The sequence below is a fragment of the Lysinibacillus sp. NPDC097868 genome (assembly GCF_044761135.1).
Classification (GTDB): domain Bacteria; phylum Bacillota; class Bacilli; order Bacillales_A; family Planococcaceae; genus Lysinibacillus.
On sequence record NZ_JBIWBS010000002.1, the window covers coordinates 126,821 to 153,520 of the forward strand.

The 26,700-nt window shown below is 36.2% G+C and carries 38 protein-coding genes; 37 read left to right on the plus strand and 1 reads right to left on the minus strand.

The window, feature by feature from the left end:
- The first annotated feature begins 34 nt into the window (after positions 1 to 34).
- From ACIQXJ_RS15470 to ACIQXJ_RS15650, 37 genes are all read left to right on the plus strand, one after another.
- Positions 35 to 460: a hypothetical protein gene (locus ACIQXJ_RS15470; protein WP_403055359.1), complete on the plus strand. Its 426-nt coding sequence runs from the start codon at positions 35 to 37 to the stop codon at positions 458 to 460.
- A gap of 109 nt (positions 461 to 569) precedes the next feature.
- Complete coding sequence (locus tag ACIQXJ_RS15475) at positions 570 to 974, plus strand: YopX family protein (RefSeq protein WP_403055357.1); 405 nt, start codon at positions 570 to 572, stop codon at positions 972 to 974.
- Positions 971 to 1,510, plus strand: a complete 540-nt coding sequence (locus ACIQXJ_RS15480) for an ERCC4 domain-containing protein (RefSeq protein ID WP_403055355.1) — start codon at positions 971 to 973, stop codon at positions 1,508 to 1,510. The genes ACIQXJ_RS15475 and ACIQXJ_RS15480 overlap by 4 nt, the downstream gene beginning before the upstream one ends.
- A 5-nt stretch (positions 1,511 to 1,515) precedes the next feature.
- A complete protein-coding gene (locus tag ACIQXJ_RS15485) occupies positions 1,516 to 1,755 on the plus strand; it encodes a hypothetical protein (RefSeq protein WP_403055353.1) in 240 nt (79 codons plus the stop codon).
- Positions 1,736 to 2,260: a hypothetical protein gene (locus tag ACIQXJ_RS15490; RefSeq protein WP_403055351.1), complete on the plus strand. Its 525-nt coding sequence runs from the start codon at positions 1,736 to 1,738 to the stop codon at positions 2,258 to 2,260. The genes ACIQXJ_RS15485 and ACIQXJ_RS15490 overlap by 20 nt, the downstream gene beginning before the upstream one ends.
- An 11-nt stretch (positions 2,261 to 2,271) precedes the next feature.
- Complete coding sequence (locus ACIQXJ_RS15495) at positions 2,272 to 2,448, plus strand: hypothetical protein (RefSeq protein ID WP_403055349.1); 177 nt, start codon at positions 2,272 to 2,274, stop codon at positions 2,446 to 2,448.
- 31 nt (positions 2,449 to 2,479) lie between these two features.
- Positions 2,480 to 3,283, plus strand: coding sequence for a DNA adenine methylase (locus ACIQXJ_RS15500; protein ID WP_403055347.1), 804 nt, complete (start codon positions 2,480 to 2,482; stop codon positions 3,281 to 3,283).
- Positions 3,284 to 3,326: 43 nt separating this feature from the next.
- On the plus strand, positions 3,327 to 3,743 hold the full coding sequence (locus tag ACIQXJ_RS15505) for a transcriptional regulator (protein WP_403055345.1): 417 nt from the start codon (positions 3,327 to 3,329) through the stop codon (positions 3,741 to 3,743).
- Entirely contained in the window at positions 3,734 to 4,204 is a 471-nt protein-coding gene (locus ACIQXJ_RS15510; RefSeq protein ID WP_403055343.1) for an SAM-dependent methyltransferase, read from the plus strand. Before ACIQXJ_RS15505 ends, ACIQXJ_RS15510 begins: the two co-directional genes overlap by 10 nt.
- Positions 4,205 to 4,451: 247 nt before the next feature.
- Positions 4,452 to 4,847 (plus strand): hypothetical protein, encoded by a 396-nt coding sequence (locus tag ACIQXJ_RS15515; RefSeq protein ID WP_403055341.1) that lies wholly within the window; start codon positions 4,452 to 4,454, stop codon positions 4,845 to 4,847.
- Positions 4,848 to 4,943: 96 nt separating this feature from the next.
- Complete coding sequence (locus tag ACIQXJ_RS15520; protein ID WP_403055339.1) at positions 4,944 to 5,192, plus strand: hypothetical protein; 249 nt, start codon at positions 4,944 to 4,946, stop codon at positions 5,190 to 5,192.
- Between the two features lie 66 nt (positions 5,193 to 5,258).
- Positions 5,259 to 5,510: a hypothetical protein gene (locus ACIQXJ_RS15525; protein ID WP_340826569.1), complete on the plus strand. Its 252-nt coding sequence runs from the start codon at positions 5,259 to 5,261 to the stop codon at positions 5,508 to 5,510.
- Between the two features lie 101 nt (positions 5,511 to 5,611).
- Positions 5,612 to 5,881, plus strand: coding sequence for a hypothetical protein (locus ACIQXJ_RS15530; RefSeq protein WP_403055337.1), 270 nt, complete (start codon positions 5,612 to 5,614; stop codon positions 5,879 to 5,881).
- Between the two features lie 5 nt (positions 5,882 to 5,886).
- The gene (locus ACIQXJ_RS15535; RefSeq protein WP_403055335.1) at positions 5,887 to 6,213 is read left to right on the plus strand and encodes an HNH endonuclease; all 327 of its coding nucleotides are present in this window, start codon (positions 5,887 to 5,889) and stop codon (positions 6,211 to 6,213) included.
- A 112-nt stretch (positions 6,214 to 6,325) separates the two neighbouring features.
- The gene (locus ACIQXJ_RS15540) at positions 6,326 to 6,649 is read left to right on the plus strand and encodes a P27 family phage terminase small subunit (protein ID WP_403055333.1); all 324 of its coding nucleotides are present in this window, start codon (positions 6,326 to 6,328) and stop codon (positions 6,647 to 6,649) included.
- Positions 6,646 to 8,358, plus strand: coding sequence for a terminase TerL endonuclease subunit (locus ACIQXJ_RS15545; protein WP_403055331.1), 1,713 nt, complete (start codon positions 6,646 to 6,648; stop codon positions 8,356 to 8,358). The genes ACIQXJ_RS15540 and ACIQXJ_RS15545 overlap by 4 nt, the downstream gene beginning before the upstream one ends.
- Positions 8,359 to 8,435: 77 nt before the next feature.
- Positions 8,436 to 9,539 (plus strand): phage portal protein, encoded by a 1,104-nt coding sequence (locus ACIQXJ_RS15550; protein ID WP_403055329.1) that lies wholly within the window; start codon positions 8,436 to 8,438, stop codon positions 9,537 to 9,539.
- The gene (locus ACIQXJ_RS15555) at positions 9,529 to 10,233 is read left to right on the plus strand and encodes a head maturation protease, ClpP-related (protein WP_403055327.1); all 705 of its coding nucleotides are present in this window, start codon (positions 9,529 to 9,531) and stop codon (positions 10,231 to 10,233) included. The genes ACIQXJ_RS15550 and ACIQXJ_RS15555 overlap by 11 nt, the downstream gene beginning before the upstream one ends.
- 26 nt (positions 10,234 to 10,259) lie before the next feature.
- Complete coding sequence (locus tag ACIQXJ_RS15560) at positions 10,260 to 11,420, plus strand: phage major capsid protein (protein ID WP_403055325.1); 1,161 nt, start codon at positions 10,260 to 10,262, stop codon at positions 11,418 to 11,420.
- 47 nt (positions 11,421 to 11,467) lie between these two features.
- Positions 11,468 to 11,659, plus strand: a complete 192-nt coding sequence (locus tag ACIQXJ_RS15565) for a termination factor Rho (protein WP_403055323.1) — start codon at positions 11,468 to 11,470, stop codon at positions 11,657 to 11,659.
- On the plus strand, positions 11,640 to 11,939 hold the full coding sequence (locus tag ACIQXJ_RS15570; protein ID WP_403055321.1) for a hypothetical protein: 300 nt from the start codon (positions 11,640 to 11,642) through the stop codon (positions 11,937 to 11,939). The genes ACIQXJ_RS15565 and ACIQXJ_RS15570 overlap by 20 nt, the downstream gene beginning before the upstream one ends.
- On the plus strand, positions 11,926 to 12,273 hold the full coding sequence (locus ACIQXJ_RS15575) for a phage head closure protein (RefSeq protein WP_403055319.1): 348 nt from the start codon (positions 11,926 to 11,928) through the stop codon (positions 12,271 to 12,273). Before ACIQXJ_RS15570 ends, ACIQXJ_RS15575 begins: the two co-directional genes overlap by 14 nt.
- Positions 12,274 to 12,282: 9 nt before the next feature.
- A complete protein-coding gene (locus ACIQXJ_RS15580; protein WP_403055317.1) occupies positions 12,283 to 12,663 on the plus strand; it encodes an HK97-gp10 family putative phage morphogenesis protein in 381 nt (126 codons plus the stop codon).
- Complete coding sequence (locus tag ACIQXJ_RS15585) at positions 12,660 to 12,983, plus strand: hypothetical protein (protein ID WP_403055315.1); 324 nt, start codon at positions 12,660 to 12,662, stop codon at positions 12,981 to 12,983. Before ACIQXJ_RS15580 ends, ACIQXJ_RS15585 begins: the two co-directional genes overlap by 4 nt.
- A gap of 15 nt (positions 12,984 to 12,998) precedes the next feature.
- The gene (locus tag ACIQXJ_RS15590; RefSeq protein ID WP_403055313.1) at positions 12,999 to 13,604 is read left to right on the plus strand and encodes a major tail protein; all 606 of its coding nucleotides are present in this window, start codon (positions 12,999 to 13,001) and stop codon (positions 13,602 to 13,604) included.
- Positions 13,605 to 13,678: 74 nt separating this feature from the next.
- Positions 13,679 to 14,008: a hypothetical protein gene (locus ACIQXJ_RS15595; RefSeq protein WP_403055311.1), complete on the plus strand. Its 330-nt coding sequence runs from the start codon at positions 13,679 to 13,681 to the stop codon at positions 14,006 to 14,008.
- Positions 14,009 to 14,229: 221 nt separating this feature from the next.
- The gene (locus ACIQXJ_RS15600) at positions 14,230 to 19,146 is read left to right on the plus strand and encodes a phage tail tape measure protein (protein ID WP_403055309.1); all 4,917 of its coding nucleotides are present in this window, start codon (positions 14,230 to 14,232) and stop codon (positions 19,144 to 19,146) included.
- Between the two features lie 11 nt (positions 19,147 to 19,157).
- A complete protein-coding gene (locus tag ACIQXJ_RS15605; protein WP_403055307.1) occupies positions 19,158 to 20,063 on the plus strand; it encodes a phage tail domain-containing protein in 906 nt (301 codons plus the stop codon).
- 2 nt (positions 20,064 to 20,065) lie between these two features.
- On the plus strand, positions 20,066 to 21,172 hold the full coding sequence (locus ACIQXJ_RS15610) for a siphovirus ReqiPepy6 Gp37-like family protein (protein WP_403055305.1): 1,107 nt from the start codon (positions 20,066 to 20,068) through the stop codon (positions 21,170 to 21,172).
- Positions 21,173 to 23,383, plus strand: coding sequence for a hypothetical protein (locus ACIQXJ_RS15615; RefSeq protein ID WP_403055303.1), 2,211 nt, complete (start codon positions 21,173 to 21,175; stop codon positions 23,381 to 23,383).
- Positions 23,380 to 23,715: a hypothetical protein gene (locus ACIQXJ_RS15620; RefSeq protein WP_403055301.1), complete on the plus strand. Its 336-nt coding sequence runs from the start codon at positions 23,380 to 23,382 to the stop codon at positions 23,713 to 23,715. Before ACIQXJ_RS15615 ends, ACIQXJ_RS15620 begins: the two co-directional genes overlap by 4 nt.
- 21 nt (positions 23,716 to 23,736) lie before the next feature.
- The gene (locus tag ACIQXJ_RS15625; RefSeq protein ID WP_403055299.1) at positions 23,737 to 23,889 is read left to right on the plus strand and encodes a hypothetical protein; all 153 of its coding nucleotides are present in this window, start codon (positions 23,737 to 23,739) and stop codon (positions 23,887 to 23,889) included.
- Positions 23,890 to 23,975: 86 nt separating this feature from the next.
- The gene (locus ACIQXJ_RS15630) at positions 23,976 to 24,374 is read left to right on the plus strand and encodes a phage holin family protein (RefSeq protein WP_403055297.1); all 399 of its coding nucleotides are present in this window, start codon (positions 23,976 to 23,978) and stop codon (positions 24,372 to 24,374) included.
- Positions 24,371 to 25,039 (plus strand): M15 family metallopeptidase, encoded by a 669-nt coding sequence (locus tag ACIQXJ_RS15635; RefSeq protein ID WP_403055295.1) that lies wholly within the window; start codon positions 24,371 to 24,373, stop codon positions 25,037 to 25,039. Before ACIQXJ_RS15630 ends, ACIQXJ_RS15635 begins: the two co-directional genes overlap by 4 nt.
- 143 nt (positions 25,040 to 25,182) lie before the next feature.
- The gene (locus tag ACIQXJ_RS15640; RefSeq protein ID WP_403055293.1) at positions 25,183 to 25,473 is read left to right on the plus strand and encodes a hypothetical protein; all 291 of its coding nucleotides are present in this window, start codon (positions 25,183 to 25,185) and stop codon (positions 25,471 to 25,473) included.
- Positions 25,454 to 25,675: a transcriptional regulator gene (locus ACIQXJ_RS15645; protein ID WP_403055291.1), complete on the plus strand. Its 222-nt coding sequence runs from the start codon at positions 25,454 to 25,456 to the stop codon at positions 25,673 to 25,675. Before ACIQXJ_RS15640 ends, ACIQXJ_RS15645 begins: the two co-directional genes overlap by 20 nt.
- Complete coding sequence (locus ACIQXJ_RS15650) at positions 25,672 to 26,031, plus strand: YhjD family protein (protein ID WP_403055289.1); 360 nt, start codon at positions 25,672 to 25,674, stop codon at positions 26,029 to 26,031. The genes ACIQXJ_RS15645 and ACIQXJ_RS15650 overlap by 4 nt, the downstream gene beginning before the upstream one ends.
- Before the next feature lie 22 nt (positions 26,032 to 26,053).
- Here the strand turns inward: ACIQXJ_RS15650 and ACIQXJ_RS15655 are convergent, their stop codons facing one another.
- Positions 26,054 to 26,323: a DNA-binding protein gene (locus ACIQXJ_RS15655; protein ID WP_403055287.1), complete on the minus strand. Its 270-nt coding sequence runs from the start codon at positions 26,321 to 26,323 to the stop codon at positions 26,054 to 26,056.
- Positions 26,324 to 26,700 lie beyond the last annotated feature (377 nt).

Genomic DNA, 26,700 nt, shown 5'->3' on the forward strand with positions numbered 1-26,700 from the left:
CAGTAACCAATTGCAAAGGTGGTTATATAAATAAATGGTTTTATATGTTTTGTCGCAAATTTGGAAATTCGGCGGAGTTATTGAACGGGATGAAATGGACGGCAGCCTTGAATTAAAAAATTCTAAAAATATTCCGGCAGAAGTTTTGAAAGCATCCGAGCCAATTTTTGATGAAATAGATGCATATCTCAAATCTGTGGAGGACATGAAAGGTGCGGATCTGACTTTATGGAAAATGATCGTGGCGTTATGCGGTTGGCAAAAAAATGAATTGATAAGCAACTTCTTAAATCACGATGAAACGGCTTTGAATTTATTTATGGATTATCAATCGAAATTGGCAGTCAATGGCTGGAAGGATATTTACGAAGATTGGCGCCAGTACGAAAATGATGAATCAAATGAGTTGAAACAAAAAATATATGAACGTGCTATTTTATACGCTAATCAAAATAAGTGATTTGCAGTCGATTTAAGACGTTTTAGAGGACAGATGATAAATATATCCAGTTTGTAATTAGAACGTCTGTACGATGTTGATTTCAACCGAAAAAGAGGAGGTTAAGAGAATGAGAGAGATTAAGTTTCGTGCATGGATGGATAATAAAATACTTTCACATGAAGATTTGGTGGATATGGATCAAGAATTTTATGCAATGTATACGATTTTAACGGAACCACAAGAGGATATCGCTTTTATGCAATACACAGGCTTGAAAGATAAGGACGATAAAGAGATCTACGAAGGAGATATTGTTTTACTTAAAAATGAATTTGCTACTTGGAAAGGTACTGTCGTTTTCGAGGAAGGAGCATTTAAATTTTTGATAAAACATTCATGGGGCACTTCTGTAGAACACTTTAATAAAACAGATGTACTTAATGATATGGGTGCCAGAATCCAACTAAATAATATTTATGTAGTGGTAGGTAACATCTACGAAAATCCTGAATTGTTAGGTGAGTCGCAATGATTCACTATAAATACACAGATAAAGAGATTGATAGCGTATTAAAAACATTAACAATCGTTATCGACACGCGCGAACAGGTCAATGACCATATATTGCGGCATTTACGAAAACACGAAATCCCATTCATAAACCGTGCAATTAAAACAGGTGATTATGCTGCAATGATTCCGGCAAATGAAGAACTTGGTATCAAGCGCGATATTTGGCTATCAAGTCGAATTGAGCGTAAAGCACATATGGATGAAATCACTGGTAACTTGCAAAAAGATACGAAAACAGCTTTTGAAAATGAATTGATACGTGCAAAGGATATTCCATTCACTCTTTTATGCGAAGATCCTGATGGCTACGGGAAAATGATTCGTGGGGAATATCGAAGTCAGTACAAGCCTTTATCTTTACTAGGAATGCTTAACAGTTTCAAATATCGTTACAATTTCGAAATTGTATATTTGGATAAAAAATATAGCGGTAATTTTATTTATTACCATTTTTATTATCAAGCAAAGGACTTATTGAAAAATGGGGTGTTTTGATATTCATGAACATGCGCAATGGGATTCCTATTGTTCAATCGGTGAAGAAAAAGAAGCAACCACAGGGTAGATTGTGGAAGGCAAAACCCAATCCATTTACAAAGTATATCGAAATGTTTATGACCGTTGACGGATGCGAAGTAAGTATAATCATGCCTTACGATTTCGAATGGATTCAGCAGTATTTAAACGAGGGCTGGATTGAGAGAGGAGTGTGGAATGTACATGAATGCAGACGTGCGTAAAAAGCGCATTGAAGTATTGAAAAGAATCGATGTGCTCACACCAAAATGTAAATGCCAAGCAGCAGAAGATGCTGAGAATTGCTCAAATTGCAAGTTGATAAAACAATTAGGACAAGAGTTGAAAGAGTTGCTTAGACCACGAAGCAACAAGCTTATTAAAGATCGTGATTACCCAGAAAACAGAAAGAAACCTTCAGTAGTATGGACTGAGGAAATGGTCAATTACATTAAAGAAAATGCGAATAAATACACCTATAAAGAATTAGCCGAAATTATGAATGTGCCAGAGAAGTCTTTACGCACGAAGTGTAATGATTTGGGTCACAAGTGTAAAAGACTATCAGTTAAATACAACTTTTACGAGAATAATATTTTAATCACAACTGGCTATATTCCGGAGATAGCAAAACAAACAGGGCTTAGTGATACGACGTTAAGAAACTACGCTCGTGGTAAACGAAAAAATGTAAATAGAAGAATGGAGAAAATAAATGAACTTCAATAGGAGTTGAAGACATGACTAGTCGTAATAAACATAAAGTGCTTACTCGCTCTAACAAAAAGACAATTATTCAACATGGTGAACTCACTCGTATTTTAAACGCAACAGAAATTAAACAATGGCATCACATTATTAATAAAATTGAACGTTTTGATGAAAAGGAAGAACAAGGATTAAGAATATTTGAGTAGTAGAAAAAAAGAGCAGTAAGGGGGTTACATTATGGGCGTGCCACGAATTTTACATTATCCAGGTTCAAAATGGAGCTTGGCCGAGTGGATTATAAGCCACATGCCAGAGCATTCAACATACTTAGAACCATTCTTCGGATCCGGCGCTGTCCTTTTCAATAAAGAACCAGTAAAAGTTGAAACGATCAATGATATTGATGGTGAAGTAGTAAACCTGTTTCGAGTTATTCGTGAAAGACCAAATGAATTGGCACAAGCGATCTGTTGGACTCCATACTCACGAAAAGAATACATTGATTCTCATGTTGATGTTGAGGATGATATTGAAAAGGCAAGAAGGTTTTTGATCAGATGTTGGCAATCCATTAGGGTGAAAACTGGATCGATCTCAGGTTGGAAATGTAGGGGGACAATGGACGAATACCACCATTTAAGACAATGGAACAAACTACCAGAAGATATATTGTTGGTTGCTGATCGATTAAAGAATGTTCAAATCGAAAACATAGAAGCTACAAAACTTATAAACCGATACAACAAGCCAAATGTATTAATGTACATCGATCCGCCTTATGTAACAGCTACTAGAAATGGTGCTATTTATGAAAATGAAATGACTGATAAAGATCATGAGGATTTGATCGATCATTTATTAAAACACTCAGGTCCAGTGTTGTTATCAGGATATGACAGTAACCTTTACAATGATTTACTCAAAGGTTGGACGAAAGAAACCAAATTAGGAAAACCTGTTGCAGGAAAATCACGAGTGGAGGTTTTATGGAAAAATCCATTTGCTGCAGAGTATGGTTACAAACAGCAGTCATTATTTTAACTCAACAATACAAGTAAATAAACAAACAAGGTAGGTGCTGCACATGCCTACGTTATCGCGTAGTGATATACAGACAATCGAACGATATTGGATTGAACTGGAGCAATATAGGAAGAAATTAAAGTATCGTGAGTGGGAGTTGTTGCATCCGCATAATGAACAAGGTGAGTTAGTTGGAGGTCGTAGTAATACGATTTCTGATACTACAGCCAAGAAAGCTACGGTACTTGCTATTGATGCCTATTATCAAAACTTAAAACGCATCATCAAGACTGTAGAAGACCTATATCGAGATCTCGATGAGGATATGCGTACCATTGTAGACATGCGATACTGGGACAAGGATGGATGTTACGAGTGGGAGGATATAGCTGATAAGTTGTATATTTCACGCCATAAAGTATTACGTAAACGTAACATTCTTATTGATAAAACAGCGGAAAGGATAGGATGGGTGTGATTGCTGAGAAGAAAATATTAGATGCTTGCTGTGGTAGTAAAATGTTTTGGTTTGATAAAGATAATGGTGACACGATATTCATGGATGAGCGTGAATTAGAAACTGAATTATGCGATGGTCGTAAGTTAATAGTTAAACCTGACATAATTGCTGATTTTAAAAACATGCCATTCGATGATGAATCATTTTTTTTAGTTGTATTCGACCCACCTCATTTATTAAAGGCTGGTCAAAATTCATGGTTGGCCAAGAAATACGGAAAGTTAAATGAGGAAACATGGCATTCCGATATTGCTGAGGGATTTAAGGAATGTATGCGAGTTTTAAAGACAAACAGCACATTAATCTTTAAATGGAATGAAGACCAGATACCTTTAAAAGATGTATTAAAATGTTTTGATAGAAAGCCGCTGTTTGGCAACAAACGAAGCAAGACACATTGGTTAGTATTCATGAAGTAAACCTAATTTAAAAAAGTGAACTTCTTAACACCAGCGAAGTTCGCAAAAATCTGTAGTAAATTGATATTGTGATAAGTTTTCAAAAGCGCACGGAAATGTAAGGGGTGCTGAAAACAAGCATACAACTTAATAAGACGATTGCGGAGTCGTCAACACTATAGAGAGGCTACTATGTTGGTAGTCTCTTTTTATAATGACAATACGTTCCATTTATCCTATGATATAGGTAGATGGGAGGTGATTAGTTATGATGCCTTATACCAAAAATATAAAATGTGAAAACTGTCCAAATGAATTTCTTGCAGTAGGAAGTGATGACCCAACAGTCTCAATGTCTACAAGTCCTGATGGTGCAATTGCACATACTATAAACAATAGTCTTCGTTTATCAACAGATGGTCTAGAACAAGAGATTGTGTTCGAGGCTAATTGTCCTGTGTGTGGTTTTCATTGTTCAGAATCATTAGTAAGACCAAGACCAGTTAGTATGGCGGATGCAATTCAAAGACAACAAGAAGTAATCGAATTGTTAAAAGAGTTGGAAGCGACTTCAACAGAAATCGATGAATTACAAATTAAGAAATTAGAAGACAGAATTGCAACATTACAAGAAGATGTAAGATTAATCGAAGATACTTTATAATATCTATACATAGGAAGTCACATCTAACAAGGTGTGGCTTTTTATTAACCATTTTGAATGATATGATTTATGTATTGAATTAAAGGTGGTGTTTAAATGTTTTACGAAGTGTTTTGGAGTGGTTATGAGACTTCCTATAATAAGTTTTGCAAAACATTTGATAAAGCAATTGAAATTGCTAAGAAATATTCTAATGATGTAGATTTTTTAGGCGAATACGATTTAAATCAAGGGTGTTCTATTAGTAAATACGAATTTGACGAAGGCTCTGGAGAGTTTCTTGAAACTGAAATACACAGTTATGATGTTAAAACAAATAAGGTAACGAAAGAATTGTTAGATTAAGTCGCACTCACTACGAGTTGCGGCTTTTTATTATGCAATTAATTATGAATTGTGGAGGGCTATGGAATGAAATTAACTAAACAAAATTTAATCAATACATTTAAGGCAGCACGTGAAGAAGAAGCATCGTTTGTATTTGTGGGCATTGAAGCAGAAGGAATCAAAGAAGCAATCGCGGTGCCAACGATTTCATTTGATGCTAAAGAACAATTTTATATGAATGCGTACAGTGATGAATTAGTCCATGTGATGAATAGTAAGGTGCGTATCTTTGGTCTTTCATTCGGTAGTGCTACAGCAATACATGACATCATTTAATTGGGGAGGGCTGAACAATGATTGTTAAATCAATTACAGTTAAAGAAAGACCACCAGTAAATATTAAACCACCATTCACTAAAAACTAGGAGGGATGAACGATGTCGAGAGTAGGAGATATTTCAATCAACTTAAACTTCGATGACAAATCTAAATTAAAGCTACGAGCAATCGCAAAGCATGCAGGTGCATTGGCTGATGAGTTAGATAGGATTGATAACGTAAAACCTTGTGATAGATGCGGTTGCATTGGAACAGAAACGCATACATTGTTCTCAACTGAAACGACTTACGAAACTAAATACTGTCAAGAGTGCGGATTAAAAGTAAGTGAAGTAGAGTTACCCACACGATTAGAAGGCACTGACTAACAACCATGCAACAATACAAAACAGAGCAACAAAAGAAAGCATTCTATCGCTCATCATCATGGGAATCATTACGACAGGAAGCATTGAAGCGAGACAACTATGAATGTCAAATGTGTAAGCATGAAGGAAAGGTTCACTTAGATTCTCAAAAGGTGGAAGGAGAACGCAAGTCGATTCAACTCAATGTCCATCATATAAAAGAAATAGAAGACCATCCAGAGTTGGCATTAGAGTTAGATAACTTAATGACAGTTTGCTTACAACATCACAACAAAGAACATGGTCGCTTCACACGCAAACCTAACAAATGGGAAGAAGATGAAAGATGGTAATACCCCCGGGTCAAAAGGTTTTGCCAATTCAAAAAGCCCAGGGACCGGGGAGGGCCTCGATTCTCTAAAAATAAACGTTAAAAAATGCTCTTTGGAGGGAGGAGGGGGAGAAATGGAAAAGGGAATAAACAAAATTGAAAAAGATTTATTAGCTCGTCACGCCGACGATCCAATTAAGTTAGCTAAAGTCCATCGCTATATACGGTTTTTGAAAATCGATTTAAAGTGTGATGCTGATATTGATAAAGATGGAACGACAATTAGAATCGAAAATGGTTCACAGAACTTTTTGAAGCAGCATCCAGCCATCGCAACGAAATTATCTATTTCGAAAGAGATTGAAAAACTCGAAGACGCTTTAGGAATTAAGGTTGATACACCTTCTCCCTCTGCATCTTCAACTGTGGATGACAAAGCTAGGAAGAGCTTGATTTGATTAGCCATAAGTATATTGATGAATATATTAAGCTGTGGCGTGGCAGCAAAATAGTTTTAAATAAAAGACGTGGAAAATTAATTGAATTAATCGAGCGTGAAATCCTTACTGCTGATGATATGTATTTCGATGAGGAGCAAATCGAAAATTATATTACATTTACGGAGAAATATTATTTCCCTCTCACATTGACGCAAAAATTTAAAACATGCTTTATTTTCTTGTACTATAGTGACGGCTCGTTGGTGTTTGATGAACATTTGGACTACGAAGGCCGTGGCGGTGGTAAGACGGGGCGTATATCGACACTCGCAAATTACTTTATCAGTGATTTGCATGGCATCGATAATTATAATGTGTCAGTAGTTGCAAACAGTGAAAAGCAAGCGAAAATGTCGTTTACCGAAGTGTACAATACCATCGATAAAGACGATACGTTGAAAGAACATTTTGACCACAAGAAAGCTTTGATTGAGTCTCGTAGTACAAAGTCATTATTTCAATACCATACTTCTAATGCAGGTACAAAAGACGGTTTACGAGATGGGTGTGTAATTTTCGAAGAGGTTCACAGGTATGAGGATTCTGGTGTTGTAAATGTATTTACTTCGGGACTTGGTAAAGTCTCAAATCCTCGAGTGTTTTATGTAGGTTCTGACGGATTCGTTCGTGAGGGCTTCTTAGATAAATTATTGGAACGAGCTGACAATATTTTAGAGGGCCACGTAAGCATTCGCGACGATGGTCTTTTTGCATTTATGTGTAACTTGGATGATGAAGCAGAAATGCACAATCCTGAAATGTGGCAAAAGGCTAATTCACAATTCCATCCGCCGTTAAGTAGTTATGCGAAAACACTTTTTAAAACAGTGATGAAACAATACAACAAGCTAGAACATGATCCGGATGGATATGAGGAATTCATTACAAAACGTATGAATCTCCCAAAAGTAGACTTAGAAAAAAGCGTTACATCTTGGGAGAAAATAAAGGCAACTAATCAAGGATACAATTTAGATGAATTGAAAAGGCGTGAATGTATAGGGTGTTTAGACTATGCTGCAGTACGCGATTTTGTTTCAATGGGATTGTTATTTTTAAAGAATGATAACTTTTTCATTCCTAAAGAATTGACGCACTCATACATTTGTAAACCATTTGCTGATAAACACTACGCATACAGCAAAGAAAAAGCTGAAAACAACAATAAGAAAGACCATCGTAAATTCGCTCCAATTCGTGAGTGGGAAAACGATGGTCTTTTAAGTGTCCTGGACATTGAAACAATGGATCCTCATTTAGTTGTTGGGTGGTTTGCAAAAAAGCGTGAAGAAGGTTGGAACATTAAAAAAATCATTGGTGATAACTTCAAGATGGATATATTAAAGCCGTTATTTGAAGCGGAGGGATTTGAGGTTGAAGTAATAAGAAATCCAGATGCAGCAAGTGGTTTGTTAGCTCCACGAATTGAAATTGCTTTTGAAAATGAACAAGTTATTTTCGGTGATAATCCGCTCATGCGTTGGTATACAAATAATGTGCTTGTTAAACGACTGCCAAACGGAAATAAAGTCTATCGAAAGAAAGAAGAAGTAAAACGGAAGACTGACGGTTTCATGATGTTCTTGTATGGTGTATGGGGTTCTCGTGACCTAGAGGACAATGATGTGGAAGGGGTACTCGATTTCTTAGATAGCATTGCATTTTAACGGAAGGGAGGTGAGGTATTGGGGTAATTTTAGATGCTATTTTAGGTAATAAGAAAATCGGTCAAGAAGCCGCTGAAATGTGGGATTTAGATATTTTCGGTGTAGATATTGACCAGCGAACATATTTAAAAAAAACAGCAATTGAAACGTGTATAAATTTTATTGGCCGAACCATTTCATTGGCTGAGTTTCGCTTTACCAAATACGGCAAGAAGGTCAAAAGTGATTGGGACTACCTACTTAATGTAAGACCAAATACGGACCAATCGGCAGCGGATTTTTGGCAGGACTATGTTTACAAGCTAATTCACGAAAATGAAGCATTGGCAATTTTAACTGATAATAATGATTTGATCATTGCTGATAGCTTCAATCGAATTGAATATGCTGTTTATCCAGATGTTTTTAAAAACGTTGTTGTTAAAGGTTATGAATTTAAAAAATCATTTTCAATGGATGAAGTCCTCTTTATATCATACAACAATGAAAAATTTACACGTTTTTTAGATGGAATGTTTAAGGATTATACAGAGCTATTCAGCCGAATGATTGAAACGAATATGTACTCTAATCAAATACGAGCATTAGCGGGCATTGATGGTAGCACCAAGTTAGATGATGAAAATAGAGGTAAGTTAGAAAATTTCATCGACCGCATGTTCAACGCATTTAGAAAAAAAGCCTTTGCTATTGTTCCGAAGATTAAAGGTTTCGATTATGAAGAAATCACAAAAGGCGTAAAGAACGAAGGGCGTTCTGTTGATGAATTAGAAAAGCTTAAAAAGGATTTAACAAGTCATGTAGCTAACATTTTAGGCATTCCAGCAACACTAATACATGGTGATATTGCAGAGTACGAAACAGCTTTAAAAGCTTATATTAAATTTTGTATTAAACCACTCATTAAGAAGCTACAAGATGAGCTAAATGCGAAATTAATTGATAAAGATGCCTATATGAATGGCGAACGAATTAGTATTTTCGGCGTTGCTGAGATGGATCCTTTAGAATTAGCAAATGCAATCGATAAGCTTGTTGCAAGTATGGTTTACACACCAAACGAAGTACGTGTCATGCTTGGAGATGAGCCTTCCACAGATGAACGCTTAAATAAGCATTATTTCACAAAGAACTATCAAGAATTAGATTCCGTTAAAGGAGGTGAAAACGATGAAACATAAAATCAAAGGTGATATTACTAGCTGGAACTCAACTATTTACGATTTTAATAACAAAATGCGCAACATAAAAGAAGATGAGGACATTACACTTGAAGTCAACTCTTATGGTGGCGATGTTTTCTTAGGAATCGACATTATGAATACTTTACGATCGCACAAAGGTACAGTAACAGTTATTGTTACAGGTATAGCTGCAAGTGCATGCTCTATTATGGCTATGGGTGCAGATGTAGTAAAAATGTATTCAAACACACAATTAATGGTGCATCATGCTTGGACATATGCAGCAGGTAATGCTAAACAATTGCGTAAAGTTGCAGATGACTTAGAAAGTATCGGGGAATCTGTATTAGCCTCCTATACACATCGAGTAGATGAAGAAACGGTTAAACAATTACTTGATGAAGAAAAATTTATGTCAGCTAAAGTTGCTAAAGAGTATGGCTTTATTGATGAAATTATTGAAGGTCAAGCTGAAGAAGTAGAATCAGAAATGTTCTCTAATAAAGCTGAAGAGTTCAATAACGCAATTACTTCCACCTCATCTACTGTGGAGGACAATAACGAATTATTACAAAAAGTTAGCGATTTAGAAAATCAAGTAATTCAGCTACAAACACAATTAAATAATCCAGATAAAGAACCTGTAGAACCGCAAAAAGTTGTGGCCAAACGCAAAGGGTTCTTTTTTTAATACTTAAAAACAGGAGGTCATTATAAATGACAATGAAATTAAAAGGACAAATGGAAAACTTTAAGGCGAAGAAAAAAGCCTATACAAATTTGTTAAATGACGAAAATGCAACACCTGAACAAATGCAAAACGCTGTAGATGATATGTTCACAGCATTACAAAATGATTTATCTGAAAAAATTACAACTGAAGCACGAAACGAAGCAACCGATACACAAATTTTAGTTGCGCGTGGTCAACACATCTTAACCTCTGAAGAGACAGCATTTTATAACAAGGTTGTGACAGATGGCGGTTTCAATGATGAATCAGTTTTCCCGGAATCTGTACAGGAAAGAGTATTCGAAGGTTTAACAAAAGAACGCCCTTTTTTAGCTGCTATTGGCTTACAAGACTTAGGAGCAGCAACGAAATTTATTTATTCTGATCCAACATTAGCGTTTGCATGGAAAGAAATCTTTGGGGAAATTTCAGGACAAGTAAATGCTGCATTCCGTGACGAAAAAATTACTCAACTTAAATTAACAGCCTTTGGAGCTATTCCGAATGACATGTTAGAGCTTGGACCAGTTTGGGTTGACCGTTACATGGTGACTTTATTGATTGAAGCATTAGCTGCAGGTTTAGAATACGGTTTAGTAAATGGTCGTGGTCCAGTGCAAAATGAACCTGTTGGATTACTAAAAGACGTCAACACAGATACAGGTGCAGTAACTGACAAAGTATCAAGTGGCACATTAACGTTTGCACCATCAGATCGTGGTGAGGTTGTTGTAGGTGAGCTATATGGTGTACTTAAAAACTTATCTACTGATGCAAAAGGTAAGTTCCGTAAAATCTTAAATAAAGTTGTTATGGTACTAAACCCTATCGATGCACTAGCTGTACAAGCTCGTCATACGATTCAGAATGATTCGGGTGTATTTGTCATGAATTTACCGTACAACTTAACAGTTGTTGATTCAGAAGAAATTCCTGTAGGTAAGGTTGTATTCCTTGTACAGGGTGAGTATATTGCGGCAATTGCAGGTGGGTACAAACTTAAAAAGTATGATCAAACTTTAGCTATGGAAGATGCGACACTTTACACAATCAAACGTTTTGCTAATGGTCGTCCAAAGGATAACAAAGCTGCGTTAGTTTATGATTTAGATGTACAATTCCCTGTACCTACACCAGCACCTTAAATTAAGATGTTAGGTGTTTTTTATATGGAAGGAGGCAGTAAATAGTTATGAAGAAATATAAGGTCGTACAGCGCTTTAAAGAAGTGAAACACGACGGACATATTTATGAAGTTGGCGAACAATATCCTGTGGAGGGCAAACGAGCTACTAAAGCTCGTATCACAGAGTTATCTACAACGGAAAATAAATACATGCAAATTTTCATTACTGAAACGAGTGATGAAGATGATTCAAATTAGTGATGAAATTCTAGTTGAATTTAAAAGTCGTATGAAACTAGGTAACGATGAGGATGATAATTTAACACGCATCTTAAAAGCATCGGTAGAGGACTTACAAGGCATTTGTGGAGATTATGATATAAACACTAGCGAACGTTTTAAAGAGCTTGTATTTGAGCGTTCTCGCTACGTTTACAATGACGTTCTCGAACATTTCTATGAGAACTTTTTAACCCAACTTAATAACTTAAATATCGCTAAAGCAATGGAAAGTAGTGATACAAGTGAAACAAATTAAAGGGATCCAAAAGCTTAATGCTGGCGAAATGAGAAATAAAATTGAGATTCAAGAATTTGTCGAATCAGTCAATGAAAACGGCTATCCAGTCAACGATTGGGAAACAAAGCATGTTTTATGGGCGAAAATCAAAACTGTAAAAGGTTCTGAATCTATTAATGCATCTGCTGAGGTCAATACGAATACGTATCGTTTTATTGTTCGTTATACACATGGGTTAAATGCTAAACAAAGAGTATTATTCAAAGGCCAATTCTACGATATTCAAGCAGTATTACAAGACGATGAATTAATGAATACTCAAACAATCATTGCCCTTATCAAGAATCAATAAGGTGATGCTATGAATATTGAATTTAGTGGATTACAAGAATTACAACGTGAAATTGAACGTAGTTTAAATCCCGAAAGTATTATTAATCCAACGTTGACTAAAGGGGCCGAACATTTAAGGGATAAATTAGAGGAAAGTGTTTATCGTTTTGGATTAAGAAAACGGACTGGTAAATCTGAAAAATCAATGGTTATTGATGAAAAGATTGTAGATGGAACTATTACCATTGGTGTTAGTAATCAAGCGAACGATGCCTTTTACCTCTACTTCCATGAATGGGGAACAAGCAAAATGAGATCACGGCCATGGATGCGCCCTACCTTTGAAAATGAAATGAATCGTATTATTGAAATCATGAAGGACGAAGTGAGAGGGAGGATGCACTTATGAGCATTAATAAAATCATACGTGACTCACTACTTCCTTTGGGTGTACCAGTCATGTATATGACATATACAGGCACAGCAACAACTTATATCACCTTTTTCAGATACAACGAGCGAGGGGCGTTACAGGCTGACGATAAAGAGCAATTAACACGCCATTCAGTACAAGTTGATATTTGGGGAAAGGGAGATATAGAAGCGCTCACAGAGAGCGTGAAAGACCAATTACAAGCGATAGGATTTGTGAGGAATTCGTACTTCGAAGATTTTGAGAAGGAAACGAAAACATATCACAAAGCTTATCGCTTTTATTATGACATTTAAGGAGGCTATTTAATTATGGCAGGAGTATTAATCGGTTTATCGGATATTCATTACACAAAAATTGCAGCTGGTGCCAAAGATGCTACTACAGCATTTGCTAATCCAATTCAGAAATTAGCTAAAGCAATCGAGGCTAAAGTTACACCAAAAACATCTAATACAGTTTTATATGCTGATGATGGTGCTGCAGAGTCTACTTCAGCAGAAGGTGAAACAGAAATGGAATTTAAGATTGATGCATTAGCTAATGCAGTATACGCTGATATTTTAGGTAAGGAAATTAATGAGAATGGCGTTGTAATCGATGCATCTGGTGATGTGGCACCTAATATTGCCTTAGCATTCCGAAGCCTTAAATCAAACGGTAAGTACCGTTATTTCTGGTATTACAAAGGTAATTTCCAACTACCAGAAGAGAACTATAAAACAAAAGGTGAAAGCGTTGAGTATAATACACCTTCAGTAAAAGGCGTATTTGTAAACTCTGATATTGTTAAAAACGCTAAAGGGGAAGGCATCAAGCGTATGTTTGTTGATGAAGATGATGAAGGCGTTGATGTATCAGTAATTGCCAATTGGTTCAAAAAAGTTTATACAGGTGCAACAACACCTACACCTTAAATATTTAAAGTTTAAGAGGGCGATAATTTCGCTCTCTTTTTATTATGCAAATTTATCAAAAGGGAGCGATTTTAATGGCTAGCAAATCAGAAGTAATGAAAGATGAAGGCGTAAAAATTACATTAGGCAGCAAAGAATTCGAAGTAAGGTTTGACTTAAATGCTTTATGTAACCTCCAAGAGAAGTTTGGAGATTTCACTAAAGCATTTGATGGTTTGGAAAAACAGGATTTCAAAAAAATACGATCATTGTTACATGTGGGATTGGCTAATGGTGAGAACATTAATATTACTGAAGAAGAAGTTGGAACATTAATCAATATGAAAAACATTACAATCGTAACTGATGCACTTACAAAAGCATTTGGTGACGCTATGCCGTCCACAGTTGAAGAGGGAAAGTAACCGATCCGCAAGGCGATAAAGAGTTGCCAGCGGATTTTTTTATATACATCGGAACAGTTCATTTAAACATGGATGAATTAAAAGTGTGGAGGGCAACCCCGCGAAAGCTACTTGCATTGTGGGATAGGCACTGCATTCACAAAGGTTGGAAGAAAAAAGAAGAAGAGCAAGTACCACGTGCTTATGCAGACCAAATTCAGTGGTAGAAAGATGGTGAGAAAATGGCTGATGTAGGTGATTTAAGAGTTAGGTTATCGCTCGACAATGCACAGTTTGAACGTTCGGTTGCTTCTATGAATCGCACATTACAAGCGATGGGCCAAGAAATAAGAGGGCTTCAAAACAGAGGGCGTGAATGGGGCAGTACGATAGAAGGCTTACGTTCAAAGCAAGAGGCGTATAGTCGATTACTTGAAGGACAACAAACAAAGGTACGTCGGTTAGCTGAAGAGTATGAAAAAGCTAAACAACAATATGGTGAACACTCTGAACAGGCGGAACGACTTGCAGTACAACTTAATAGAGCTTCTGCAGAAATGGACCGTACAGAGCGAGAATTAAGGGAAACTACTGCCGAGTTAGAAAGGCAAGAACGAGAATTAGCTAGGTCCCAAACCACTTGGGCAAGATTCGGTGAAGCAGCATCAGCAGCTGGTGAGAAGCTTAAAACAGTCGGAAACAAAATGAAAGACGTCGGTAAGGAGTTATCTTTAAAAGTAACAGCTCCACTTACAGCATTAGGTGTAGGCGCAACTAAGGCAGCAATTGATTTCGAAAGTGCGTTTGCAGGAGTAAGAAAGACTGTTGATACAAGTGAAGAAGGTTTTAAGAAACTTGAAAAAGGAATTCTCGAAATGGCTCGAACGCTTCCGGCTTCTGCTGCTGAAATTGCGGGCGTTGCTGAGAGTGCAGGGCAACTAGGAATCGCTGAGGAAAATATCTTATCATTCTCCAAAACGATTATAGATTTAGGTGAATCCACAAACTTATCTTTAGAACAAGCAGCTAGTGAATTTGCTCGTTTTTCTAACATTACAGGAATGTCGCAAACTAACTTTGATCGTTTAGGCTCATCCGTTGTAGCGCTGGGTAACAGCATGGCAACAACTGAATCTGAAATTGTTGAAATGGGAATGCGTTTAGCAGCACAAGGTAAACAAGTAGGTATGTCAGAAGCGCAAATCATGGCGTTGGCAGGTACTATGTCCAGTTTAGGTATACAAGCTGAAATGGGCGGTACAGCAATGACTACTATACTAAAAAAGATTCAAACTGCTGTAGGTTCAGGAGGAAAGGATTTAACCGCATTTGCTAAAGCAGCAGGAATGACTGGGGCAGAATTTAAAAAGGCATTTGAAAAAGATGCAGTAACTGCTTTAGATTTGCTTGTAAAGGGTTTGGCAAAGTCATCTGAGGGTGGGGCTAATCTAACAACTATCCTTGCTAATTTAGGCATAAAAGGTGTATATGAATCCGATGTGTTACTACGTTTGGCAGGTGCTAGTGATTTATTATCATCAGCAGTAGACACCTCAACAAATGCCTGGAAAGAAAACACTGCATTGACTAATGAAGCAGAACAGAGGTATGCGACAACTGCCGCCCAATTAGCAATGTTAAAGAATAAAGTTGTGGAAGTTGGAATTTCCTTCGGGAGCGTCTTACTTCCTTTTTTAATTCAAATTGTTGATACATTGTCACCAATTGTCATGAAATTTGCTGAAATTGATAAAACAATACAAATAGTTATTATGGCGATTGCTGGAATTGTAGCTGCAATAGGACCTTTATTAGTTGTTGGCGGTGTTTTAATCTCGTCTATTGGTTCAATAGTTTCTGCTTTCGGAGTCTTTTCAAGTGCAATGGCAGTTGTTACAACTGGAGTGGCTGCTGCTACACCAGGAGTAGGAGCACTTGCGGGTGTTATCACAGCACTTTCAGGTCCTATAGGTATAGCCATAGCAGCTATAGGCGGTTTAACAATCGGTACAATAGCTTTTGCAAAGCACATGAGCAATGATGCTCTACCAAGCGTTGAACGTTTTGGTAAGAAGGTTTCAGATTCTACAAAAGAAGCACTTAACGGATTCTTTGATTTAAGCGAAAATGCATCTCAATCTGTCACTAATATGTACGTAACCTCCACAAAAGTAACATCTGAAATGGCAAAAGAACTTACTTCACAATTTGATGAAATGAATAAAAAGATTGTGGAGGGCATGAAGAAACGTAATTCTGAGCAATTATCAGATTTACAGGAATTCTTTATGAATTCATCTGCTTTAACATCCGATGAGGAACAAAAAATAATTACCGATACTCAAAAACGTAATGAGCGAGAACTTCAAGAACAGAACACCATGAATGAACGAATAAAAGAAATTATGCAAAAGGCAGTTGATGAAAAGCGAGAATTGACGGAGCGAGAGCATGAAGTCATTAATAACTACAATCAAAGCATGAAAGAAAATGCTGTAAGAACGTTCTCTGAAAGTGAGCTAGAGCAAAAAGTTATTCTTGAACGAATGAAAGAAAATGCATCTATTATTTCTGCTGAACAAGCAGCAGAAGTTGTGAAAAATGCTGTGAAACAGAAAGAGGATGTAATTAAAGAAGCTAACGATACTTATAACGAAAGATATAAGTTGATTGTTAAATTAAGAGATGAATCTGGCCAAATATCAGCCGAACAAGCCGAACGCATGATAGCTGAAGCTACAAAGGCGAAAGATCAAACAGTTTTCTTGGCTGAAGAACAGCATCAAAAGATTGTAGAAACAGCTCAAAAGCAAGCAGATGAACATGTTGAGAAAGTGAATTGGGAAACTGGTGAAATTTTATCTAAGTGGGAAGTCTTTAAAAATAAACACGCGGATATTTTTAATCTTGTTGAGGAGAAATACAAATTAGTTACAGATTCACTAAAAGAAATTACAACTACTGCTTATGATTATATAAAAACTACAGTGAATGAAAAATTAGGTTTTGTCGTTGATTTTGTAAGAGAGCAACTTGATAAGCTTAAAGAATTTTGGGATGAAAACGGAGAAGCAATCTTTGCTATAGTCAAATTCTATTTCAATAATATAAAGTCCAACATAGAAATGGTCATGGGTATTATCAAGGGTATCTTTGAGATTGTTTGGCCTATTATTTCAGGAATAGTTACGTTCGTATGGTCAACTATTAAATTGACAATAAGAAATGCATTAGACCTAATTCTCGGTATTATTCAAACCATTATGAAATTAATTCAAGGCGACTGGGAAGGTGCTTGGGAAACCGTAAAGAAAACTGCAGAAAATATTATGAACAATATCGCTAAGTTTTTCACTGATTTTGATATGGCGAAGGTCGGTAAAGACATTATCCAAGGTTTAATCAACGGTATGGGGTCAATGATAGATGCTGTAGGTAAAAAGGCGAAAGAGATGGGTCAAAATGTAATTGATTCTGTATCTAAGGTTTTAGAACGTCGGTCCCCTTCCCGCGTAATGATTGCAATTGGTAAAGATGTCGGCGAAGGTCTAGCTATTGGTATTGAGGACAAAAACGAACGAGTGGCAAATGTCATGAAGGATTTAGGAAATAACTTAATTGATATAACAGATCACTATAAATCCGAAGAAAAGAAAATTACTGATAAAGCAAATGCTGATATATCAAAAATTGAAAAACGCGCTAAGGAAGATGTTGAGAAAATTCATCGAGCAGCAGCATCGAAAAAGCGTAAAACGACTCAAGATGAGAACATCAAAATTCAACGTATTCAAGAAGATGCAAACAAGAAAATTGCTGAAATTGAAAAGAAAGCAACAAAAGAATCTGTTAACTTGCTTACCAAAGAGCAACAAGAAAAGTTAAAAGAAATTAAGTTGTTTATTGATAATAAAAAATCTTTAGGTGAATTAAGTCTTGAAGAAGAAGCTCAGATTTGGAAAGAGTCGTTAGATCAATTTGATTTATATTCAAAAGAGCGCGTAACAGCCCAAAAAGCTTATAACAAGGCTATAGATGATTTTAACAAAAAGGATTTAGAGGATATTAAACAGTATATTGCTGATAAAAAATCAGCGGAAGAATTGTCACTTGTTGAAGAAGCGAAGATTTGGGAAAGAACAATTGGGCTATTTGAAGAAGGTAGTAAAGAACGTATAGAGGCACAGAAGAACTACAAAAAAGCTGTAGAGGCTGTTAACAAAGAAATCGTTTCGGTTAATAAGGACTTTCAAGGACAAATGAAAACTGTCATGGATGATTTGGAAAAGCAGGAAGAACAGCAAAATAAAGTTTACGAAGATGCCTTTGATAAACGGTTATCTACCCTTATGTCATTCGCTGGTACTTTTGATGCCTTTAAAATGGAGTTAAATCGCACAGGGTTAGAATTAATGGATAATCTCCAATCACAAGTGGATGGTTTCAAACGATGGCAAGATGAATTTGCTAAATTATCAGAGCGTGAAATTGATGCGAATTTATTAAGTGAGTTGTCAGGGTTAGGTGTTAAAGCATTACCGGAACTAGTTGCGTTAAACAGTATGACAGATGAACAGCTATCCAAATACAGTGAATTGTATCGTGAGAAATCACAATTGGCTCGAGAACAAACTGAAAAAGAATTAGTAGGTATGCGTGAAGATACGGATATGCAAATCCAAAAATTACGTGAAGCTGCTAATGATAAATTGAACCTTATCCAGAAAGAGTGGGATAAGGCTATTCGTAATTTAACGAGAACAACAGCTAATGAATTATCATCCTTACAACAAATCGGAATCGACGCGGGACAAGGCTTATTAAATGGATTAGAGAGCATGCGTGGACCATTGATCGATAAAGCTACCGAAATAGCAAACAGCATTAAAGAAGCTATGCAAGGTGCATTAGATATTCATAGTCCTTCACGTGTAATGAAAGGGTTCGGTATCAACATTGCAGAGGGATTAATACAAGGTATGAATAGCATGATTGCACAAGTTGAACAGTCTTCCACAGGATTGGCTAATGCAGTTGTAGGTGGTCAGAATAGTTATGATTACTCAAAACAATTTAGTCCAAGTGTAAATATTTACACACAAGATAGTGGATCGCGTGAAATGGAGCGTACGTTACGACGTATGGCATTCGGATTTTAGGAGGTGACGATTTGAATATAAAAGAATTAAAGATTACTAATAGTCGTGACGATTCGATAACATTCGGTCGTCATTTCTTTTTGACTGAAGACTTTCAAATTAGTGGACTTAAAGCAAATGTAAACACATCTACCTTTACGAGTGATGGGGCACATTATCAATCCACTGTATTGAATGTACGTGAAGTGGATATTCCGTTTTATATAAAACGCGATGGAAATGAAGCGTGGTGGATTGAAGAAAAACGGCACGAAATGTATACGGTTTGTAATCCTAAACATAATCCGATGCGACTGGACTTCACTACGAAAGCAGGTCATGAGTTTTATCTATATGCGAATGCTGAAATGGCACCAGTCTATAACAATGGTTTTGAACATGACAATAAGAAGTGGCTAAAAGGGTTACTACAATTTGTTGCCACTGATCCATTCATCTATGAAAAAGATGATTATTTTGCAGAAATCGGATTATGGAATCCAGGGCTTGAATTTGCACTAGACATACCTGAAGGCGGAATAGAATTGGGATACCGTACGCCTTCCACAATGATTAATGTGGAGAACACAGGGCAAGAAGCTACTGGAATGATAATTCGATTTAAGGCTACAGCAACTGTGAAAAATCCATCGTTAATCAATGTAAATACGTATGAATCATTAAAGTTAAATACAACTAGGCTTCCAGGTGGTGCGATGCTTCCAGGTGATGAAATCTTCGTAAATACGAATCGTGGTAAAAGATCCATTATATTAAGCCGGAACAACGTTCAGACGAATGTATTTAATATATTGGAATTGTCCTCCACATTCTTGCAGATAGACGCAGGAGACAACCTATTTAGGTATGAAGCAGAGGAAAACATCGACTTTTTGGAAGTGTCATTTAACTATCGCGCTCGAAGAATAGGGGTGTAAATATGGTTGATTTATTTGTCTTTGATTTAAATTTCAATACTCTTGGAGAAATAAGTGAGTATAAAAAGCTTATTCTGCAAAGGAACTATTATAAATTCAGTATGCTTACTTTAATTGTACCTGGAACACCTGAAATGATTGAGCTTCTAAAAATGGACAACATTATTACAACACAATCAGATCCAAATTACGGCTATATCATTCAGCACTTTGATTACATTGATCAAAATGGCAGTGAAATTGAAGTGGTTGCATACTCACTAAACTTCTTAACTTCTTGGCGAGTCATTGAAAGGCAACAACGGTATGTAGGAAATGTGGAGGACATTATTAAATCCTTCATTTCATCTAATGCAATCAATACAAGTCCAAATAAGATATTGCCAAATTTAAGACTAGCGGCGAATACAGGCATAAAGATTGTGGACGACAGCACTAAAACAGGTGGGCCAGTAAGTGAGCATTGTTTTTCATTATGCCAAAAGCACGAAATGAGCTATGATATTTTGATGAATCACAAGGATAAAAAGTATGAAGTGTTTACATGGCAGGGTGAAGATCACAGCATTACCCAAACTTTATTACCACACGTGATTTTTAGCAAAGAGTTTGATAATGTCATTAAACAAAACTATGTGAACAGCAATGTAGAAACAAGAACAACTGCTATCGTGGCGGGTGAAGGTGAGGGTACTGACAGAAAGACTGCAACAGTAAACGATCATTTAAAAGGTTTTAACAGGCGTGAATTGTATGTAGATGCAAGGGACTTACAAAGCAGTTACTTAGATGATAATAATAACAATGTCACATTAACTCCTGTGCAATATATAGCGACTTTACAATCAAGAGGTAATGAAAAGTTAGCTGAATACCAAGAAATCGAAACATACGAAAGTGAAATCGATATGTTCGCTCAGTTTGAATACGGCATCGATTATTCCCTAGGTGATGTAGTTAGTATCCGAAATGATGAGCTTACAAAGGTGATGCATGCAAGGGTAGTGTGCGCTGAATTAACAGTTGATAGGGACGGCCAAGAATTACGTGTAGAATTTGGCTCGAATATTCCTACATTGAACGAGAAATTAAAAAAGGCGGTGAGGTAATTGGCTATACGAAGTGGAATGTTTAATAGTGTAAATGGTGATAGAAAAGTTGATGCAGCATTCTTCTCTTTATTCTTTTCTACTTTTATCGGTGATGGTGTGTTTCCTAATCCATCAACAGGACTACAAATTGTGGAAGGCCAAGGGATGCAGACTATTGTTAAACCAGGTAAGGGGTGGATACAAGGTCGTTTCGTGATAAATGATAGTAACCACATTTTTAAGCATGATATTGCTGACGGTGTATTAAAGCGAATTGACCGTGTGGTGATGCGTCTTAATCATTTAACAAGACAAATTGAAATAGTGTTAAAAAAGGGGTCACAGGCATCAAGTCCAACAGCTCCAACTATTCAAAGAGATGCAGAGGCATATGAATTAGTTTTAGCCGATGTTTTAATTAATGCTGGCACCACTCAAATAACACAAGGTAACATCACAGACCAACGATTAAATAAAAGCTTGTGTGGTATTGTTCATGGCGTTGTAGACCAAGTAGATACAACAACAATCTTTAACCAATATCAATCTTGGTTTAATCAGTATAGTCATGTTAAAGCTCTTGAATTTGAAGAATGGCAAGCTCGTGTTACATCAGAACTTGAGGCATGGATTCAAGCTGAAGAGTTAGATTTCACAGTATGGAAAGCAGAACAAGAGTTAACTTTTTCCCAATGGTCAGAAGGTCGTAAAGACGCATTCGATGTGTGGTTCGCTACAATCAGAGGAATATTGGATGAAGAAGCCGCGGGTAACATTATGAATGTTATTAACGACCATAAAGATTCACCAGTACCTCACAAATATTATGACGAAGAACTTGCTCAACCTATGTTATATGGGTTAAAGCGTAATGCTGATTTAAACACCCCTGCATTTGTTTACGGTGCTACCGAGGCAGGACATCATGACGTGATTAATCTTCCAAATTATGAGCAGGTAGAGGATGTTAAGACAGTACTTACGGCGGCGATGGAAGCCACTGGCGGTAAAGTGGCCGATGTTAACGGTAAGATGTACAAGGCCGTTATGCTTGAAGGATTTGAAATACGACACGGTTTTGGAGCCGATTATTGGGACCCAATTATACAATCATATAAAACGAAGTACCCAAGTCTTGATGCTGAATTTTCCGCGCTTGGTATTATGGCGAATCTTAAAATTAAATTATGGGACGATTTGTATATGGTTACCAACGGTAATAATATAATCGTGTTTATAGATATGGTTAAGTTTGAGACAGTATCGGCCACTAAGATTGTTGCATCTGGTTTATTCAATGGTTTCGTTAAAACTGAGAACGGTTGGTTTGTTGATGCTAAGTATTTATACGTCAGAGGTCAATATGGCACAACTACCAAATTAGTAGTCTTCGATAGAGCGACGTTAAATTATGTCAGAGTAATAGCCCAAGGTGTTGATACAACTGGTTCTTTCACAAACACTGAAACGCTCATTGGTGAAATGGTATGTCTTGATAGCAATTTCTTTGTTATTATGGCAACTAACAATCTTATATGGGTCTATAAAATACATTACGATTCGTCTGGGGTTCCGACACAATGGGTGTATGATTATTCGCGGGCATTCGGAAATGGTAATCAAAGCGCCGTTGCTTTATTAAGTGAGGGTATATACTTATATGTAATAGTGCGTAATGATAGTAGCTCGAATTATGTTGAACAATGGAATTATAACCCTCTAAGTAAAACACTTACTAGGAACTATAATGTTTATAATTCGGCAGCTACCTCTGGCAATAGTAGATGGAACTATAAATATAAAATCGACGGCATTAGATATGTTGTGATGACTTTAGGAAATTCTTCTATACAGATGTATAACTTAACTACTGGTAAACTACATCAATTAATACAGTCGGCACCATTTCTTAACGAATTTCCAACATTTGACTATAAAAACGGGGATAGACTAATAATTCAACCCCAAACTGTTGTCGGTTATGATATATCAGGAAATACTTATAACGTAGTATATGAGATGCATTTATTAGATAATATGTGGATTTCAAAACCATTTTATATGCTAGGGATTAAACCACCTGGGGGAACCACAGCAAGTAATCAAGTTAGTTTCGGTTCTTATGGTTATTATAAAGATAGACAACTTTATGCACGATTTGCTAATGAGTACGCTAGAAAAATTGAAACCGTAAATCTCATTGCGGCATATAAGGAGGTTACTGAATGATTAGAGGCTATGCATATCGTAATCCAGATGATTCTTACACATTATTCTATACTTTAGAAGGTATTCCTGAAGTAATCAAAAAGGACTTAATAGAAGCCGAAGTACCTGATGGAGAGGGTATATTAAGACGTGGGGAAGATGGTTCGTTCTATTGGGAAATTCCTGTCAAGGAACCAGAAGCAATTCCAGAACCCGAACCAGAGCCAGAGCCACCAGTCGAAACAAGCATTGAAAAACGTTTAGAACAAATCGAATTGACATCAGCATATACACAATTACAAGTTGATTATGTAGCATTCTTAACAGAAATCTTGACAACACAACCTAAATAATAAAACTTGGAGGAATTAAATATGAATATCACATATGTAAATGCAAAAAAAGTAATCGGTTCGGGGAATTATAATCCGCAACAAATGATGACATTGCTTGATTTATATGTAGCATACAATCGAATTACTACTGAGCAATATGCTGAATTGATGGATATGATGATTACACAGTAAACGCAAGCATAGCTTAGCGTTATTTTTTATGCCTTCCATAGTATCTGTGGAGGGCTTTTATTATGCCAAAAAGAAGGGTGAGATAAATGGACATGTTAGAATACTTACAACGTTTTTTAGAATCAGATAGCACAAAATTAATTTACATCTTAGCACTAATTTTAAGTGCAAATTTGATAGATTTTTCAACAGGATGGCTCAATGCTAAGTTTAATCCAAAAGTAAAGTTTAGTAGTGCTAAAGCTATTTTTGGTATAGCTCGTAAGTTGATACTATTTATCGTATTGGTTTATGCAATACCTGTAGCATTGTTAATGCCAGAACCTTTAGGAATTAGCGCGCTATACGTGCTGTACATTGGTTATCTTTTAAGTGAAATAAACTCGATATTGAATCATTTCAAGCTAACAGATGATGATAAAAGCATCGACCCATTCATTGAATTTTTTAAAGGGTTAATGAAAAGGGGCGGCGATAATCAATGAGCGTAACTACTACATGCCGAGACTTATTTGAACTATTGCCTGCAGCACAAACAGCATGTCGTTTGCTATTTCAGGAGTGCTTCAAGGCTGGCATTAAAAACATCTTTATTACTGAAACATATCGCTCTCAGGAACGACAAAAATACCTCTATGCACAAGGTAGAACGCGACCAGGGCAAATTGTAACTTGGACGTTAGATAGTAATCATAAATCACGATTAGCATGGGATATCGCTGTTGGCCCTCCACAGTCATTGTATGATGTCGTTACATTAAATCGAGTAGGGGCAATTGCACGAAAGTTAGGCATTACTTGGGGCGGTGATTGGATAGGCAGTATTGACCGACCGCATTTTGAAGTGAAACCAACTTGGTTAATGCCTAAAGGCTATAAATTAGAAGGACAAGTAACTGTTCCGACTAATAGCAAAGGACAAGTTCAATTAATTGTGGAAGACAAGAAGGAGGAAATTATAGTGGCAATTACAAATTGGAATCCAGGTTCACCAGCTATGAAAACTGAGACAGAAAACTTTATTGCTCAGGCTGTTAAAGATGGTATTATTCAAGATTCACACTTGAAAGATTTACAAAATGGTGTGATGACAACGGATCGCTTGATTGGTTTATACATTACAATACAGCAACGGCGAGGAAATAAATAAACAATAATGACCAGGTTATCACTTAATGTGAGCCTGGTCTTTTTTTATTTCTCAAAAATTTACACTTGTCAAAACACGAACGATTGTTCTAATATGTATACAAACAGATGTTCTTGTATAGGATAGGTAAAGGGGAAATTATTGTGCCAATAATAACAAATAATAATACACAGCTGATATTCGGAGTAGGCGATATTTCAATACAAACTGGTTATAAAAGATTTAAAACTCCAGGTATTGTTCAATTTTTAGAAGTGGATTCATTACCTATAGGAACTAAATTAGAAATTGGCACAAATGAAAAAGTTAAGATGGATGAAGCTCCCGTCACATTTATTTTTAATCAAGTTGAAAGTTTAGATGTTGTTATCAATCAATTACTAAAACTACGCGAGGTTATGGGAGGAAAACAAGATGCGAAATCAATTAGTTAAAGCAATGCAACGTAATCAAATTGTGAATATGATGTACTTAGCTAAAACTGGTGAGGTTACCAAAAGACGTATTAAGATAATCAAAGTTGTTGGCGGTACATTTCAAGCATACTGTTTTACAAGACAGGCAAAGCGTACTTTCATGATTGATAGCGTATTAGCAGTTGTTCCAATCATTCACAAGGAGCGTTCAGTTGTATGATTAAAGCAGAGCAAAGACAACTACTTCATAAATATGTCATTTATGATATGGCAGTACAGACATTACAACGTGACTACAAGGTGATTGAAAATCTTAAAATGAGCAATGTTTATTTGCCTATACTCGATAAGCTTTTAGACGACATTTCGCAAGAATGTTACAACTCTAAAAGATTGTTGGCAAAAGATAAAATAAGAGTCGTGAGATGGGAAAAGACTGATGAATACTTTAGTGATTTAATTGTTGCTACAGCAGGTGAGGACCTTGTGTTGACGTATGCAAATATGGCTTTGAAAACGCAAGTGGAAAAATTATTATTAAGTCATCTAAATAAACAACCAGGCGCTCATAGTTAATTGAGTACCTGGTCTTTTTTGTTTATTCATCGTAAGGTCTATATTTTTTACGAAGCGATTCAAGTTCATCTTTTTTCTCAAGCAGTACACTTTTTAAAAACATTTTAGGCTGTTCTTTAGCTGCTATTAACTTTCCGTCTTTTACTAATTGTCCGAGTCGAGCTTTCGATATTTCTAATACTTCAGTTGCTTCTGCTGCAGATAACAACTCTTCGTTTAAAAATTCCAGAAGTTCTTCCGTTGATCCAAAAGTGTATTTATTTTGCTCTTGTTGATTTTTCGACAAGTTCATCACGTTCCTTCAATAATCTTTTTTGCTCACGTTTTAAGAAGTAACCTCTTACATATAACGCAAGCAAGGCAATAAGTAAGACAATGAGTAGGATGCTTAAAATTTTCATTCGCTTGTAGTATACTTAGTGATGAGGGAGGGGATTAACCCCCTCGTCTCATTCTTCTTATTTCTAGCTCTAGCTTCTTGTTTTCCAACTTCTTCTTCTGGTTGTCGAGCCACTTTGAATGAAGTTGTAATACAGTGAATGCTAGGGCTATTATTGTTCCTAAGTATGCCACTTGTTCACCTCCTTTCTATAAATTAATTATACTATATCTATTTAAAAAAGTAAATAGGTTTTGTATATTTATTTTACTTTTATTGAAATAAATTAC